Here is a 14,892-nt window from a genome sequence, read left to right on the forward strand (position 1 = left end):
CAGGCGCGGCGGCGAGTTGTCGGCGGGCGCTGTCATGATGGTGCGCGTGCCAGCACTCGATCTCAGCGCCCTCGACCCGGAACAGGCCGCCGCGGTGCGGGCGCCCCGGGGGCCGGTGTGTGTGCTCGCCGGTGCGGGCACCGGCAAGACCAGGACCATCACCCATCGCATCGCGCACCTGATCGCGGGCGGGCACGTCAAGCCCGATCAGGTCCTCGCCGTCACCTTCACCGCGCGGGCGGCGGGGGAGATGCGCGGCAGGCTGCGCGCGATGGGGCTCGGCGGGGAGGCCGGGCAGGTGCAGGCGCGCACCTTCCACGCCGCCGCGCTGCGTCAGCTGCGCTATTTCTGGCCGCAGGTGGTCGGCGATGTGCCCTGGCAGCTGCTCGACAGCAAGTTCCCGGTGGTCGCCCAGGCCGCGCACCGCGCCGGGCTCGGCACCGCCACCGAGATGATCCGCGACCTGCTCAGCGAGATCGAATGGGCCAAGGCCTCGCTCATCGCCCCCGAGGACTATCCGGCCGCCGCCGCGCGCCACCACCGCGACGCCCCGGCCGAGGTCACCCGGGTCGCCCAGGTCTACGCGGGCTACGAATCGGCCAAGACCTCCGCCGACGGCCTGCTGCTCGACTTCGACGACCTGCTGCTGCACACCGCGGCCGCGCTCGAGGACTTCCCGGCGGTGGCCGACGAGTTCCGCGGCCGCTACCGCAGCTTCGTCGTCGACGAGTACCAGGACGTCACCCCGCTACAGCAGCGGGTGCTCGACGCCTGGCTGGGCGAGCGCGACGATCTGACCGTCGTCGGCGACGCCAACCAGACCATCTACTCCTTCACCGGCGCCAGCCCCAACCACCTGCTCGACTTCTCCCGCCGTTTCCCCGACGCCACCGTCATCCGGCTCGAGCGCGACTACCGCTCCACCCCGCAGGTGGTGTCGCTGGCCAACCGGGTGATCGGCGCGGCCCGTGGCCGGATCGCGGGCACCCGGCTGGCGCTGATCGGCCAGCGCCCCGACGGCCCGGAACCGGAGTTCGCCGAGTACCCCGACGTGCCCGCCGAGGCCGCCGATGTCGCCGCGAAGATCAAGAAGCTGATCGCGGCGGGCACCCCCGCCGCCGAGATCGCGGTGCTCTACCGCATCAACGCCCAGTCCGAGCCCTTCGAGCAGGCCCTGAGCGCGCGCGACATCCCGTTCCAGGTGCGTGGCGGCGAGGGCTTCTTCCAGCGACCGGAGGTGCGCCAGGCGGTGCTCGCGCTGCGCCAGGTCGACGCGCGTGACGATCTGCCCGACGAGGCGCGCAGCGGGTCCGAGCTGATTACGCTGGTCCGGGCCGCGCTGGCCCCGGTCGGGCTCACCGCCGAGGAACCGGCGGGCGCCCAGGCCAGGGAGCGCTGGTCCTCGCTGCTGGCGCTGGTGCAGCTCACCGAGGAACTCGTCGGCCACGACGCGGAGATCGACCTCACCGGCCTGCTGCGCGAACTGGCCACCCGCGCCGAGGCCAAGCATCCGCCCACCGTCGACGGCGTCACCCTGGCCTCGCTGCACGCGGCCAAGGGGCTGGAGTGGGACGCCGTGTTCCTGGTGGGTGTCAGCGACGGCACGCTGCCCATCCAGCATGTCCTCGGTGATGACGGCAAGGCCAGCGACCAGGCGGCGCTGGAGGAGGAACGCAGGCTGCTCTATGTGGGTGTCACCCGGGCGCGCGAGCACCTCACCATCTCCTGGGCGCTGGCGCGCACCGAGGGCAGGCGCCGGGTGCGCAGGCGCTCGCGCTTCCTGACGGGGCTGGTTCCCGACGAATCACCGGCCTCGCGGATCGCCGCGGCGACCGGGCCCAAGGACGTCGACGGCAAGCGCCCACTGTGCCGGGTCTGCGCCAAACCGCTGATCGGCACCTACGCCACCATGCTGGGCCGATGCAGGCGCTGCCCGGCCGAACTCGACCAGGAACTGCTCGACGCGCTGAAGGAATGGCGGGCCGAGAAGGCCGAGGCGCTGCGGGTGCGCGAGTTCGTCGTGTTCACCGACACCACGCTCACCGCCGTCGCCGAACAGCTGCCCACCGACGACGCCGCGCTGGCCTCGATCGCGGGCATCGGCCCGAAGAAGATCGAGCAGTACGGCGCCGACGTGCTGGCCATCGTGGCGTCGCGGATGCGGGCAACAACACAAAACCGCAGGTAGAAAATAGGTTGTTCGGTTCTCGATCATTGCCTATGGTGGAGAACACGCACCGAGAGTGATCTCGGTGCGCGGTAATTATCAGCACACGAGTTCAGGAGGGAGGCAGTCAGATGAACAGCAACACCGCAATGTTCGCGATGGGCAATCGCGCGCTGGTGAACGCGTCCATGGTTTCCGCCTCCCGGGGGGTCCTCGCTCTGCAGGGGACCGGTCTGTCCGGCGTCGATACCACCGCTGTGCCGATGACTCTCGTGCATCAGCACACCTCGATTCGTCTCCAGGGCAAGCCCAGCGTGGGTTGGCAGCCGACCGCCGTTCCGGCGTCGGCAGCTCCGGCCGATGAATTCGGGTACGCACCCGAGTTCGCCGGCGCAATCCGCCTCCGTGTCCACCCAGCGACCGTGCTCAGGTCTCGACAGAAATGTCGAACTAGGTAGGGAACTCCTCCCAGACCTCCTGGCCACGGATCGCGAGAAGCGAATTCCGTGGCCTTTTTCTTTCGGCTCTCCCGCCGCAGGCCCCGGGTTCGCACACCGAACACCACGACTGCAAACGAGCTGAAGGAGAACGACGTGTTCACCGCCCAGGACTGGCCGAGCGCCACTACTGACGTGACATGCCGAACCGTGGCGTCCCTGCCCTGCCGCGCCGGAAACCCCGATCTGTGGTTCGCCGAGAGCCCCACCGATCTCGAGCAGGCCAAGGCCCTGTGCGCCGCCTGCCCGATCCGTAAGGGCTGCCTGACCGCGGCCATCGACCGTGCCGAGCCGTGGGGTGTGTGGGGCGGTGAGATCTTCGACCAGGGTGTCGTGATCGCCCGCAAGCGCCCCCGTGGCCGCCCGCGCAAGGTCGCGATCCCGGCATGAACCCCGGAGAAGGGTTGTACCGCAAGCGAACCGCTCACCGAGTTCTGGTGGGCGGTTCGTTTGTCTTCCGGATGGCCGAGGCGGCGTTGGCCACGTCACCCTCCCGCCGCGGAAACTCTACCCTCCCGTAAGGGTAGAGTTCTGAGGCTCGTGGCGTCTCCACGCCTCGGGGTCTGTGGTGAGGGAAGGAAGAGCGAGAGTGTCGATGACACAGCGCACCGCCGACGACGGCGCGGTGCTGACGGCGTTGCGCAGTCCGAAGCGGCTGCGGATCGAGGTGCTGGGTGGTCTGGTGGTGGCACTCGCGCTGATCCCGGAGGCTATTTCGTTCTCGATCATCGCCGGGGTCGACCCGAGTGTCGGGCTGTTCGCCTCGTTCACCATGGCGGTGACGATCGCCGTCGTGGGCGGACGCCGGGCGATGATCTCGGCCGCGACCGGAGCCGTCGCGCTGGTCGTCGCGCCGGTGGTCGCCGACCACGGCCTGGACTATCTGATCGCCACCGTCATCCTGGCCGGTGTGCTGCAGATCGTGCTCAGCGTGATCGGGGTCGCGCGGCTGATGCGGTTCATCCCGCGCAGCGTGATGGTCGGCTTCGTGAACGCGCTGGCCATCCTCATCTTCACCGCCCAGATCCCGCATCTGCTCGGTGTGCCGTGGCTGGTCTATCCGATGGTCGCGATCGGCATCGTGATCATGGTGTTCCTGCCGAGACTGTCCACCGTGGTTCCGGCGCCGCTGGTGGCGATCGTGCTGCTGACCGCGGCGACCATCGCGTTCGCGCTGAACGTGCCCGACGTCGGCGACGAGGGCGAGCTGCCGTCGAGCCTGCCGTCCTGGCTGATCCCGGACGTCCCGTTCACCCTCGACACGCTCGAGATCATCGCCCCCTACGCCCTGGCGATGGCCTTGGTCGGGCTGCTCGAGTCGCTGATGACCGCGAAACTGGTCGATGACATCACCGATACCCACTCCGACAAGACCCGCGAAGGCTGGGGACAGGGCGTGGCGAATATCGTGACCGGATTCTTCGGCGGCATGGGCGGTTGCGCCATGATCGGCCAGACCATGATCAACGTGAAGTCCTCCGGTGCCCGTACCCGGATCTCGACGTTCCTGGCCGGTGCGTTCCTGCTGATCCTGGTGGTCGGGCTCGGGGATGTGGTCGCGTTGATCCCGATGGCGGCGCTGGTCGCGGTGATGACGATGGTCGCGGTCGGCACCTTCGATTGGCACTCGATCGCCCCGAAGACCTTGCGGCGCATGCCGATCGCCGAAACCGCCGTCATGGCGGTGACCGTCGCGGTGACCGTGGCGACGCACAACCTGGCCTACGGCGTGATCGCCGGTGTGCTGACCGCGATGGTCGCCTTCGCCCACCGCGTCGCGCACTTCACCGAGGTGGACAAGGTCTCCGAGTCCGACACCGACCACGACGGCGCGATCGACACCCGCGTCTACAAGGTGCGTGGCGAGCTGTTCTTCGCCTCCAGCAACGACCTGGTCTACCAATTCGACTACGTCGGTGACCCGGCCAATATCGTGATCGACATGTCGGACGCACACATCTGGGACGCCTCGACCGTGGCGACCCTGGACGCGATCACCACCAAATACGCCGCCAAGGGCAAACACGTGGAGATCATCGGGTTGAACGCGGCCTCGGAAGCTCGGCACGACCGGTTGTCCGGGCATCTGGCCGGTGGGCACTGACGTGGGTTCCGAGCCCGGCGGCTACTTGCAGATCGGGCAGGTCGCCGAGCGGACCGAGCTGTCGCTGAAGTCGATCCGGCACTGGGACGAGGTCGGGCTGGTGCAACCGTCGGCCCGTTCGGCGGGCGGGTTCCGGCTCTACACCGAGGCCGATGTGGACCGGATGCTGGTGATCCGCCGCATGAAGCCGCTCGGCTTCACCCTGGCACAGATGAAGCAGCTGCTCGATGCCGTCGATGTCCTCGCCGACCCGGCGGCCGACCCCGCCGCGCGAGCCGCCGCCCAGGCGGACCTGCTCGCGTTCCGGAGCATGGCCGCCGACAGCGCCGACCGGCTCCGGCGGCAGCTGGCCTACGCCGAGGAGTTCACCGGCCTGCTCGCCACGCTGACCTCCGAATCCCCGGCCTGAGCCACCACAACCGCGCACCGGCGGGTGCGGTACCTCAGGACGCCTGTTCGGTGCGGAAGCCGGGGACCCAGGTGCGGACCAGGTTCATGAAGCCGAGTTCCGCGTCGAGCTGGGCGAGGATGCCGACCGAGCCGCCGAGTACCCGGAAGATCATCAGGTACTGCGGTGGGAGTTGCAGGGCCCGTGCGGTTTTCATCTCCGGGCTGGAGAACTCCGAGGCCTTGCCCGCCACCCGCTGCATCCAGCGGCGGGTGAAGTGGAAGGTATCGGTGCGGATCGGATCGCTGAACGGGCGCAGATACGCCTCGATCTCCTCGTGGGTCACCGTGCGGCCCGGAATCACCCAGCCGTGCTCGTAGAGCAGCTCGGTGAGCGCCTCGTGCTGCTCGTCGACGGCCAGCGCCAGCATCCGGCCCAGGATGTCGGGGAAGCCGTCGGGCATGGGCGCGCACGCGCCGTAGTCGAGCACCGCCAGCCTGCCGTCGGCCAGGATCAGGAAGTTGCCGGGATGCGGGTCGCTGTGCAGCAGCCCGGCCAGCTCGGGGGAGGAGAAGTGGAAGGTGCCCATGAGCTCGGCGATCCGGTTGCGCTGGGCCCTGGTGCCCTCCGGGTCCTCGGCACCGGCCTTGATCAGCGCGGAGACCGGGGTGCCGTCGAGCCACTCGGTGACGATCACCTTCGGCGCGCCCGCCACCACCTTGGGCACCACGATGTGCGGGTGCCCGTCGAAGGCGGCGGCGAAGCGGCGCTGGTTGGCGGCCTCGGTGCGGTAGTCGAGCTCCTCCTCGGTGCGTTCGGTGATCTCGGCCAGCAGCGGCTTCACATCGGCGCCCGGGATGACCGAGGACAGCAGGCCGGTCATCCGCGACAGCGTCTTGAGATCGGCGCGCAGCGCCTCGTCGGCACCGGGGTACTGCACCTTCACCGCCACCGCGCGCCCGTCGGACCAGACCGCCCGGTGCACCTGACCGATGCTGGCCGAGGCCGCGGGGGTGTCGTCGAAGGACTGGAACCGTTCGCGCCACTTGGTGCCCAGCTGCTGGTCGAGCACCCGGTGCACGGTCGCGGCGGGCATCGGCGGCGCGGCGGCCTGCAGCTTGGTGAGCGCCTCGCGGTAGTGCTCGCCGAACTCCTCCGGGACCGCGGCCTCCATCACGCTCAGGGCCTGGCCGAACTTCATCGCCCCGCCCTTGAGCTCACCGAGCACGGCGAACAACTGCTCGGCGGCCTTCTGGTTCAGCGTCGCGTTGATCTCCTGCTTGTCACCGCCGACGAGCTTCTTGCCGAAACCGACGGCGGCTCGTCCGGCGATGCCGAGGGGAATTTTGGCCAACTTGGCATTGCGGCTGGAACTGCGGCGCACGATCTCGGACACATCACCCATCATGGCCGAACCGGTGCCCTGTGTGCCATGGGAATGCTCACACCTCATGACCGCGCCCCCGTTTCCCTGGTAGCGAGCGCGCGGCAGCCGCACTCCGGATGTGGTGACCACGGCCGCCGATGCACCTGGTGGGTGTCCAGATCCAGTTCGAGGGTGGCGTCGAGGGTGCCGGGGCGCCGCTGCGGGGAACACGCGACGATCGCCTCCAGCTCGTTCATGGTCAGCGCCGTGGTGGCGGCGATGCCCGCGGGGGAGGCGTGGCCGGTGCGCCCGAGCAGCTGGGCGGCCAGATGCGGCCAGTCCGCGTCGAATCCGGTGCGGGTCAAATCGGCGCAGCGCAGGCAGCTGGTCTCGCCCGGCAGCACCAGCGGCCCGACCACGCCGACCCCGTCACGCACCCGCACCTGCAGGTGCGGCACCCGGCGCAGCACCAGGTCCACCGCCAGCCGCGGGTCGACCATCAGCGCGTCGGTGAGGACCACCAGGTCGCAGCCGGTGGCCCCGACCGGACGATCGGACCGGTATTCGCGGGAACGGGTGGGCCGCAGACCCATTCGCCGCAGCCCCATCGCCACCGCGTCGGAGAGCGGGCCGAGCCCGTGCACCGTGATCTCGCGGATCCTGGCCTGTTTTCGTTCCGGTCGCAGCAGCAGGCCCGCGCGCTCGATCGCGGCGAGCAGGGTGCCTGCCTGGGCCGCACTGATGCCGAATTCGCCTGCCCGCCAGATGATCTGTGGCCGGGACTGCATCCCGTCGAGCAGGCGCAGGAACGCGAGCACGGTGCCGGTGTCGAGTTCGGTGGTCTCGAGCAGCAGCGCGCGTTCGGGGTCCCAGCCCAGCTGGACGGTGCCCGACGGTCGAACCAGGGTGGTGACGCGGGGGTGGAGCATCGGCCCGCGCAGCGGCGTCGTGGTGGTCATGCCTCGAAGTATCGGCACCCGCCCGTCGCCGGACGGTCGCCGAAGGCGAAGTTATCCACAGGTTTTCGGCGTGTCGAGCCACCGGGGGACGACTGTGGACAACTCGCGTCACTGCTGCTCACGACCGCGATTCGGTATCACCCGCGAGACCGGGAACCGTGTCGCGGCACCGGATGACGAAGATTTTTCGCGAAGGCGGTTGCCTCAGCGCTCGTCGGTGCCCGGCTCCGGGTCGTCGCCGGACTTACCGCGCTCGGCCTCGTCGCGCTCACGCGCCTCGGTCTCGGCCAGCTGGGCCAGCGGATCGTCGAAAGCGCCGGTGCCGCCGCCGATCACGGAATCGATGAACCCGGCCGGGGCGTCCAGATCGCTGGAGTCCGGCAGCAGGTCGGGGTGCGCCCAGACGCCGTCGCGGCGGTCCACACCCGCGTCGACGGTGAGCCTGCGCCACAGTGCCGCGGCCTCGCGGACCTTGCGCGGGCGCAGCTCCAGCCCGACCAGGGTGGCGAAGGTCTGCTCTGCCGGACCGCCGGTCGCGCGGCGGCGGCGCAGCGTCTCCGACAGCGCGTTCGCGCCCGGCAGCCGCTCACCGACCGCGTCGATGACCACCACGTCGACCCAGCCCTCGATCAGCGCCAGCAGGGTCTCCAGGCGCTCGAGCGCCTGCTTCTGCTCGGGCGTGGTCTGCGGTTCGAAGGTGCCCTGCGACAGCAGCTCCTCGAGCTTGGACGGATCGCTCAGCGACATCGGGTCGATGCCCTGGGCGGCCTCCTCCAGCGCGGAGAAGTCCATCTTGATCCCGCGCGCGTAGTCCTCGACCGCGCCGAGCACCTGCTGACGCAGCCACGGCACATGCGCGAAGAGGCGCTGGTGAGCGGCCTCGCGGGCGGCCAGGAACACCATGATCTCGCTCTCGGGCTGCTCGAGACCCGCACTGAACGCCGAGATCGCCGTGGGCAGCAGGGCCGCGGTCCCGGCCGGGCCGAGCGGCAGCCCGATATCGGTGGAGGTCAGCACCTCCTTGGCCAGCTGACCCAGCGCCTGCCCGAGCTGCGAGCCGAACGCCAGCCCGCCCATCTGGCCGAGCATGCCCACCATCGGCCCGGCGAACTGCTTGGCCTCCTCCGGCAGCTGCGCGGTCCACATCCCCGAGATCGACTCCGCGACCGGGTCGCACAGGCGCTTCCAGGTGGGCAGCGTCTCCTCGATCCAGTCGTTGGCGGTCCAGGCCACCGTCTTCGTGGCGCCCGCGGGCAGCACGGTCGCGCCGTCGAGCCACAGTTCGGCGAGGTGCGCGGCGTCGGTGACCGCCGTGGAGGTGCCCGACGCGATCGGGGCGACCGAGGCGCCGAGCTGCTGGCGGGCCAGCCGCTTGGCCACGTCGTAGTTGACCGGGCCGGACTGGCCGCCGCCGGGGCCCATGCCCTGGCCCATGCCGCTGATCATCTGCCCCAGCTGGGTCAGCATCTGACCCAGCTGCGAGGGGTCGAACCCGCCCGCGCCCGCGGCACCGAACCCGAACGGGTCGGATCCGCCGGGGCCGTTGCCCTCGTCGCGACGCTTGCCGGACTCGTCGTCGTCGCGGTTCGAGAAGCCGAAGGGGAGATCGCTCATACCTCTTACGTTACGCGGACCCCCCTGGGCCTCGGTGTTCGCGGATCGCGAAATCGCGCCACACGCGGAGGGCGCAAATGCGTGCCACTGCCGTCGGTCACCCCGGTCGATCATTACTGTGGGCGGAGTGAATCGCCGGATCCTCACCCTGATCGTCGCCCTGGTGCCCGTCCTCGTCCTCGGCGTGGTCGGCAGTGTGGTCACCGTCCCGTTCGTGGCGCTGGGCCCGGGCCCGACCTTCGACACGCTCGGCGAGGTCGACGGCAAACAGGTGGTGGACATCACCGGCGCACCCGTGGACCCGACCACCGGCCACCTCAACATGACGACGGTGTCGGTGCGCGACGGGCTCAACCTGTTCGAGGCGTTCGGGTTCTGGGCCAGCGGTGAGCACGGCCTGGTGCCGCGCTCGGAGGTCTATCCGCCCGATGTCACGCGCGAGCAGGTCGACAAGTCCAACCAGCAGCAGTTCAAGAACTCCGAGAGCAATGCCGAGGTCGCCGCGCTGCACTTCCTGAAGATGCCGACCGCCGTGGTGGTGCGCTCGGTCCTCGAGGAGGGCCCGGCCAACGGCGTACTGGCCGACGGCGACGAGCTGATCAGCATCGACGGCACCCCGGTCACCGACCCCCAGCAGGTGGTCGACCACGTCGCGGCCAAGCGCCCCGGCGACACCGTCTCGGTGGTCTACCGCCGCGGCGACGGCGAGCACACCGCCGCGATCGTGCTGGCACCGCTCCCGGATGAGCCGGAAAAGCCCTACATGGGCGTCGGCGTCGGCGAGGGCGGGCGCCCGCCGCTGCGGGTGGAGTTCAATCTCGCCGACATCGGCGGACCCTCGGCGGGCCTGATGTTCAGCCTGGCGCTGATCGACAAGCTCTCACCCGGTGAACTCAACGGCGGCCGGTTCGTCGCCGGGACCGGCACCATCGACCAGGACGGCAAGGTCGGCCCGATCGGTGGCATTCAATACAAGATGATCGCCGCGCGCGAGGCGGGCGCGGAGACCTTCCTGGTCCCCGCCGACAACTGCAACGAAGCCCGTCAGCGCGTGCCCGAGGGTCTGCGCCTGGTCAAGGTCGACACCCTGGACAGCGCCGTCGCCTCGCTCGCCGACATCGACGCGGGCCGCGAGGCGGTCAGCTGCGGTTGACACGGCGGCTGGCGCCGCGGTTGATCACTCCAGGGTGTGGTGCAGGGCCTCGACCAGGCCCGGCGCCAGATTCGGGTAGGTGCGCAGGTCCAGGTCGCCGAAGCCGTCGTCGTCCTCGGGGCGGATCTGCAGCAGCACCAGCGAGGAGCCCTGGCGCAACACGCCCGCGATGAGCCGCGCGTCGCGGCGGCCCGGGTGGGCGTGGGCGGCGGCGCGCCCGGCCGCGTCGGCGGCGTCGTCGTCGGCCAGTAGCGGCACCAGTGCCTCGTCCAGGTCGCTCTCGGCGTCCGGCGGCAGCACCACGATCTCCTGCACCAGCACGCAGCCCTCGACCGCGGGCGGCCAGGTGGTGGTGGCCAGGAACTCGTCGAGGGCCATCGAGCCGCCGGTGATGTCGTCCGGGAAGGCCTCCTGGGCGATGGGGGTGAGCTCGCTGCCCTCGTCGAGCTGATCCTGCAGATCGGGTTCGGCCGCGGCCAGCTCGGCGGTCGGTACCAACGCGAACATCTGCGGCGGATTGCCCCAGCCCTCGGCGTCGGTGAACTCGACGACCTCGCGCACGCAGCGGGCGAGGAGAACTTCGGCGTGCTCGTCTTCGGTCACCCGCCCATCCAATCATTTTCGGCCCTGACACTTGCACGGTGTCCGATTTCCGTAGAGTGGGCGCCAACGGCCCGGCATCGGGCCATCCGCAACATCGGACTGCGGTGTCTGCGCCGATCACCGGCGCGCACACCGCCGGAGCAGGAGAGTGGCACCGTGGGCATGCGGCCCCCCACCGGCTTACCTTCGTTGTCCCGACGCAGCCGTGTGCTGCTGGTGACGGCAGTCGTCCTGGCGGCACTGCTGCTGCTCGGGCCACGGCTCGTCGACGCCTACACCAACTGGTTGTGGTTCGGCGAGGTCGGCTATCGCAGTGTGTATCTGGGCGTGCTGCGCACGCGCCTGATCCTGTTCGTCGTCGTGGCGCTGTTCGTCGGGCTGGTGGTGTGGGCGGCGCTGCTGCTGGCCTACCGGTCGCGGCCGGTATTCGTGCCCGTCGCCGGGCCCAACGACCCGATCGCGCGCTATCGCACCACCGTGATGAGCAAGCTGCGCCTGTTCGGCGTCGGCATCCCGGTGCTGCTGGGCCTGCTCTCCGGGCTGGTCGCGCAGTCGAACTGGGCCACGGTGCAGATGTTCCTGCACGGCGGCGACTTCGGCGAGCAGGACCCGCAGTTCCACCTCGACGTGGGCTTCTACGCCTTCGACCTGCCGTTCTACCGGATGGTGCTGAACTGGCTGTTCGTGGCCGTGGTGATCGCCTTCTTCGCGAACCTGGTGACCCACTACGTCTTCGGCGGGCTGCGCCTGGCCGGGCGCGAGGGCACGCTGACCAGGGCCGCGCGTGTGCAGCTGGCGGTGCTGGCTGGCGTCTTCGTGCTGCTCAAGGCGGTGGCCTACTGGTTCGACCGCTACGACCTGCTCTCGAGCACCCGCAAGGAACCGACCTTCGGCGGTCCGTCGTTCACCGATATCAACGCGGTGCTGCCCGCCAAGCTGATCCTGCTCTCGATCGCGGTGATCTGCGCGGTCGCGTTCTTCGCCGGTATCGTGCTGCGCGATCTGCGGGTGCCCGCGATGGCGGCGGCGCTGCTGGTGCTGTCGTCGATCCTGGTCGGCGCCGTGTGGCCGATGGTGGTCGAGCAGTTCTCGGTGCGCCCCAACGCCGCCGACAAGGAGAGCCCGTACATCGAGCGCAACATCATGGCCACGCGCCAGGCGTACGGGATCACCGACGACAAGGTCGAGTATCAGGACTACGCGGGCCAGTCGAGCAAGAGCCCGCTCGAGGTCCCGGCCGACGCGGTGACCATCGGCAACGCGCGTCTGCTCGACCCCAACATCCTCTCGCCCACCTTCACCCAGCTGCAGCAGCGCAAGAACTTCTACGGCTTCCCGGAGTCGCTCGACATCGACCGTTACACCATCAACGGGTCGGTGCAGGACTTCATCGTCGCCGCGCGTGAGCTGAATCCCGCGGCGTTGTCGGGCAACCAGAAGGACTGGATCAACCAGCACACCGTCTACACCCACGGCAACGGCTTCGTCGCCGCGCCCGCCAACCGGGTGAACAAGCCGCAGTCCGACGCGCAGAGCGCCGCGGGCGGCAGCGACTCGGGCTACCCGCTGTTCACGGTGAGCGACCTGTTCACCAAGCAGGAAGACCAGAAGATCGAGGTCGACCAGCCGCGCATCTACTTCGGTGAGCTGATCGCGCAGTCCGATCCCGACTACGCGATCGTCGGCGCGACCGAGGGCCAGGATGCCCGCGAGTACGACTCCGACCAGGCCTCGTTCACCTACGACGGCAGCGGTGGCGTCTCGGTGGGCAACTGGTTCAACCGGCTGGCCTTCGCGGCCAAGTACGCCGAGCGCAACATCCTGTTCTCCTCGGCCATCGGTGACGAGTCCAAGATCCTGTTCAACCGTGGTCCGCGCGAGCGCGTGCAGAAGGTCGCCCCCTGGCTGACCACCGACGGCAACGCCTACCCGGCTGTCGTCGACAAGCGCATCGTCTGGATCGTCGACGCCTACACCACGCTGGACAAGTACCCCTACGCCCAGCCGACCTCGCTCGACGGCGCGGTCGAGGACAGCATCGACAAGAAGACCGGGCGCGTCATCCCGCGCAAGGAGGTCAGCTACATCCGCAACTCGGTGAAGGCCACCGTCGACGCCTACGACGGCACCGTCACCCTGTACGAGACCGACTCCACCGACCCGGTCCTCAAGGCCTGGCGCGGGGTGTTCCCGGACGCGGTGAAGCCCGAGAGCGAGATCTCGCCGGAGCTGCGCTCGCACTTCCGCTACCCGGAGGACCTGTTCAAGGTCCAGCGCGACATGCTGACCAAGTACCACGTGGACAACCCGCGTGAGTTCTTCACCAACAACGCGTTCTGGTCGGTGCCCAGCGATCCCACGATCGAGGGCGGCACCTTCAACCAGCCGCCGTACTACGTGCTGCTCGGCGACCCGAAGACCAACAAGCCGGTGTTCAACCTGACCTCGGCCATGGTCGGCTACAACCGCCAGTTCCTCTCGGCCTACATCTCGGTGCGCTCCGATCCGGAGGGCTACGGCAAGTTCACCGTGTTGCAGCTGCCGGTGGAGACGCAAACCCAGGGTCCGCAGCAGACCCAGAACTCGATGACCACCGCCGACGCGGTGTCCCGGGAGAAGACCCTGCTGTCGAACTCGAACAAGATCCGCTACGGCAATCTGCTCACCCTGCCGGTGGCCGACGGCGGCATCCTGTACGTGGAGCCGTTCTACAACGAACGCAATACCGGTTCCTCGACCTTCCCGCAGCTGCTGCGTGTGCTGGTGAGCTATCGCGACGCGGCGGGCAGCGTGAAGGTCGGTTACGCGGCGACGCTGGCCGAGGCGCTCAACCAGGTGATGCCGGGCGCGGGCGCGCTGGCCACGCCGTTCGGTGGTGATCCGGCGCTCAAGCCGAAGCCGGGCACCCTGCCGCCGGTCGACCCGGGCTCGCCCGAGCCCAATGGCGAGACCACCCCGCCTGCCGGGACGACCACCCCGCCCGCGGGCTCGACGGCCCAGGAGGCGGCGGCCGCCGAGCTCAACCGCAAGATCGACGCGGTGCGCGCGGCCATGCGGTCGGGCAACTTCAGCGATTTCGGTCAGGCGCTCGAGGAACTCGACGCCGCGGTCCAGGCCTACCAGGACGCGGGTGGTCGCTGACCCCGCACACACGAAGGGCCCCGCCGGATGGCGGGGCCCTTCGCGTGCAGGGGGAGAGGTGGATCAGCCGCCGATCTGCGCGATCAGCGGGGCACTGGCGTCGAGCAGGTCCTGGTACTGCCCGGCGACACCGTACTGTTCGGCCAGCCCGCGCCCGGCGGTGGTGGCCTGGTCGACGGCGGCCTGCAGCTGGCTCGGAGCCGCGGCGGGCAGCTCGACGGCGGGGGCTTCCTCGATCACGGCGGGCACGTTCTCCGGCTCGGAGACACCGGCCTGCAGGTACTGACCGCAGTGCGGCCAGGCGCCGATGCCCTGGCTGGCGAGCACGTTCTCCGCGACGCGGATCTGCTCTTCCTTGCTGGCGGTGTGCGCCGAGCCCTGGCCGCCGTTGGCCGCCCAGGTGCTCTGCGAGAACTGCAGGCCACCGTAGTAGCCGTTGCCGGTGTTGATGCCCCAGTTGCCGCCGCTCTCGCACTGGGCGACGCCGTCCCAGTTGTGGTTCGCGGCGGACGCGGTACCGGTGGCGAGGCTGAACGGAACGGCAACCAGCGCGCCGGTCACGGCGGCGACGCCGAGGGCTCGGGTGCGGAATTTCCGGGTCTCAGTCATGGGGGAGACGCTAACCAACAAATCCTCGCCGATCACATCTTGATAACGGCGCGATTCTGTGAATGGAACAGGCGTCTTTTCAATGTTTGCGCTGGATATCCCGTGGGAAAGGTTGGATCCCGGTCGGTCTGTTATCTCGTCGTTATGTGCGCGAGATCACCGAGAAATAGTGACCCCGGTCACCGAAATTCCCGCACCGATCGCCGTGGGCGACCCGTGGGTGAGGTACGTCACATCTGCTGGCGCGCAAGCGCTGTCGAGGCCGCCCAAGATCGCGTTCGGGTGCCGAAA

Annotated in this window: 12 protein-coding genes; 7 read left to right on the forward strand and 5 right to left on the reverse strand. The window is 69.4% G+C overall.

Going from position 1 to position 14,892, the window contains the following annotated elements; translation table 11 throughout:
- The first annotated feature begins 34 nt into the window (after window positions 1–34).
- From WA675_RS00605 to WA675_RS00625, 5 genes are all read left to right on the forward strand, one after another.
- On the forward strand, window positions 35–2,188 hold the full coding sequence (locus WA675_RS00605) for an ATP-dependent DNA helicase UvrD2 (RefSeq protein ID WP_336081825.1): 2,154 nt from the start codon (window positions 35–37) through the stop codon (window positions 2,186–2,188).
- 110 nt (window positions 2,189–2,298) lie between these two features.
- A complete protein-coding gene (locus WA675_RS00610) occupies window positions 2,299–2,625 on the forward strand; it encodes a hypothetical protein (RefSeq protein WP_336080995.1) in 327 nt (108 codons plus the stop codon).
- A gap of 135 nt (window positions 2,626–2,760) precedes the next feature.
- Window positions 2,761–3,054 carry a WhiB family transcriptional regulator gene (locus tag WA675_RS00615; RefSeq protein ID WP_442945525.1) on the forward strand — a complete coding sequence of 98 codons (294 nt, stop codon included), beginning with the start codon at window positions 2,761–2,763 and terminating at the stop codon, window positions 3,052–3,054.
- 205 nt (window positions 3,055–3,259) lie between these two features.
- Window positions 3,260–4,768, forward strand: coding sequence for a SulP family inorganic anion transporter (locus tag WA675_RS00620; RefSeq protein WP_336080996.1), 1,509 nt, complete (start codon window positions 3,260–3,262; stop codon window positions 4,766–4,768).
- Window positions 4,758–5,177 carry a MerR family transcriptional regulator gene (locus WA675_RS00625; protein ID WP_336080999.1) on the forward strand — a complete coding sequence of 140 codons (420 nt, stop codon included), beginning with the start codon at window positions 4,758–4,760 and terminating at the stop codon, window positions 5,175–5,177. Before WA675_RS00620 ends, WA675_RS00625 begins: the two co-directional genes overlap by 11 nt.
- Window positions 5,178–5,211: 34 nt before the next feature.
- Here WA675_RS00625 and WA675_RS00630 read toward each other — a convergent pair whose 3' ends face one another.
- The 3 genes from WA675_RS00630 to WA675_RS00640 all read right to left on the reverse strand — a co-directional run bounded on the left by WA675_RS00630 (window position 5,212) and on the right by WA675_RS00640 (window position 9,095).
- Complete coding sequence (locus WA675_RS00630) at window positions 5,212–6,561, reverse strand: ABC1 kinase family protein (RefSeq protein ID WP_442945526.1); 1,350 nt, start codon at window positions 6,559–6,561, stop codon at window positions 5,212–5,214.
- 44 nt (window positions 6,562–6,605) lie between these two features.
- Window positions 6,606–7,481, reverse strand: coding sequence for a TOMM precursor leader peptide-binding protein (locus WA675_RS00635; protein ID WP_336081002.1), 876 nt, complete (start codon window positions 7,479–7,481; stop codon window positions 6,606–6,608).
- 204 nt (window positions 7,482–7,685) lie between these two features.
- The gene (locus WA675_RS00640) at window positions 7,686–9,095 is read right to left on the reverse strand and encodes a zinc-dependent metalloprotease (protein WP_336081004.1); all 1,410 of its coding nucleotides are present in this window, start codon (window positions 9,093–9,095) and stop codon (window positions 7,686–7,688) included.
- A 127-nt stretch (window positions 9,096–9,222) separates the two neighbouring features.
- Here WA675_RS00640 and WA675_RS00645 point away from each other — a divergent pair, with 127 nt between their 5' ends.
- Window positions 9,223–10,248, forward strand: coding sequence for a YlbL family protein (locus WA675_RS00645; protein WP_336081005.1), 1,026 nt, complete (start codon window positions 9,223–9,225; stop codon window positions 10,246–10,248).
- A gap of 24 nt (window positions 10,249–10,272) precedes the next feature.
- Here WA675_RS00645 and WA675_RS00650 read toward each other — a convergent pair whose 3' ends face one another.
- A complete protein-coding gene (locus WA675_RS00650; RefSeq protein ID WP_336081007.1) occupies window positions 10,273–10,851 on the reverse strand; it encodes a PPA1309 family protein in 579 nt (192 codons plus the stop codon).
- A gap of 156 nt (window positions 10,852–11,007) precedes the next feature.
- On the opposite strand from WA675_RS00650, the gene WA675_RS00655 reads away from it, so the two are divergent.
- The gene (locus tag WA675_RS00655; protein ID WP_336081009.1) at window positions 11,008–13,992 is read left to right on the forward strand and encodes a UPF0182 family protein; all 2,985 of its coding nucleotides are present in this window, start codon (window positions 11,008–11,010) and stop codon (window positions 13,990–13,992) included.
- A gap of 63 nt (window positions 13,993–14,055) precedes the next feature.
- Here WA675_RS00655 and WA675_RS00660 read toward each other — a convergent pair whose 3' ends face one another.
- Window positions 14,056–14,601: a transglycosylase family protein gene (locus WA675_RS00660; RefSeq protein WP_336081010.1), complete on the reverse strand. Its 546-nt coding sequence runs from the start codon at window positions 14,599–14,601 to the stop codon at window positions 14,056–14,058.
- Between the last annotated feature and the right edge of the window lie 291 nt (window positions 14,602–14,892).

Origin of the sequence: Nocardia sp. SSK8 (assembly GCF_037034205.1) — a bacterium.
GTDB lineage: Bacteria > Actinomycetota > Actinomycetes > Mycobacteriales > Mycobacteriaceae > Nocardia.

Coding starts and splice junctions, on each gene's coding strand:
- WA675_RS00605 (WP_336081825.1), top strand. CDS start 35: ATGATGGTGCGCGTGCCAGCACTCGATCTCAGCGCCCTCGACCCGGAA.
- WA675_RS00610 (WP_336080995.1), top strand. CDS start 2,299: ATGAACAGCAACACCGCAATGTTCGCGATGGGCAATCGCGCGCTGGTG.
- WA675_RS00620 (WP_336080996.1), top strand. CDS start 3,260: ATGACACAGCGCACCGCCGACGACGGCGCGGTGCTGACGGCGTTGCGC.
- WA675_RS00630 (WP_442945526.1), bottom strand. CDS start 6,561: ATGGGTGATGTGTCCGAGATCGTGCGCCGCAGTTCCAGCCGCAATGCC.
- WA675_RS00635 (WP_336081002.1), bottom strand. CDS start 7,481: ATGACCACCACGACGCCGCTGCGCGGGCCGATGCTCCACCCCCGCGTC.
- WA675_RS00640 (WP_336081004.1), bottom strand. CDS start 9,095: ATGAGCGATCTCCCCTTCGGCTTCTCGAACCGCGACGACGACGAGTCC.
- WA675_RS00660 (WP_336081010.1), bottom strand. CDS start 14,601: ATGACTGAGACCCGGAAATTCCGCACCCGAGCCCTCGGCGTCGCCGCC.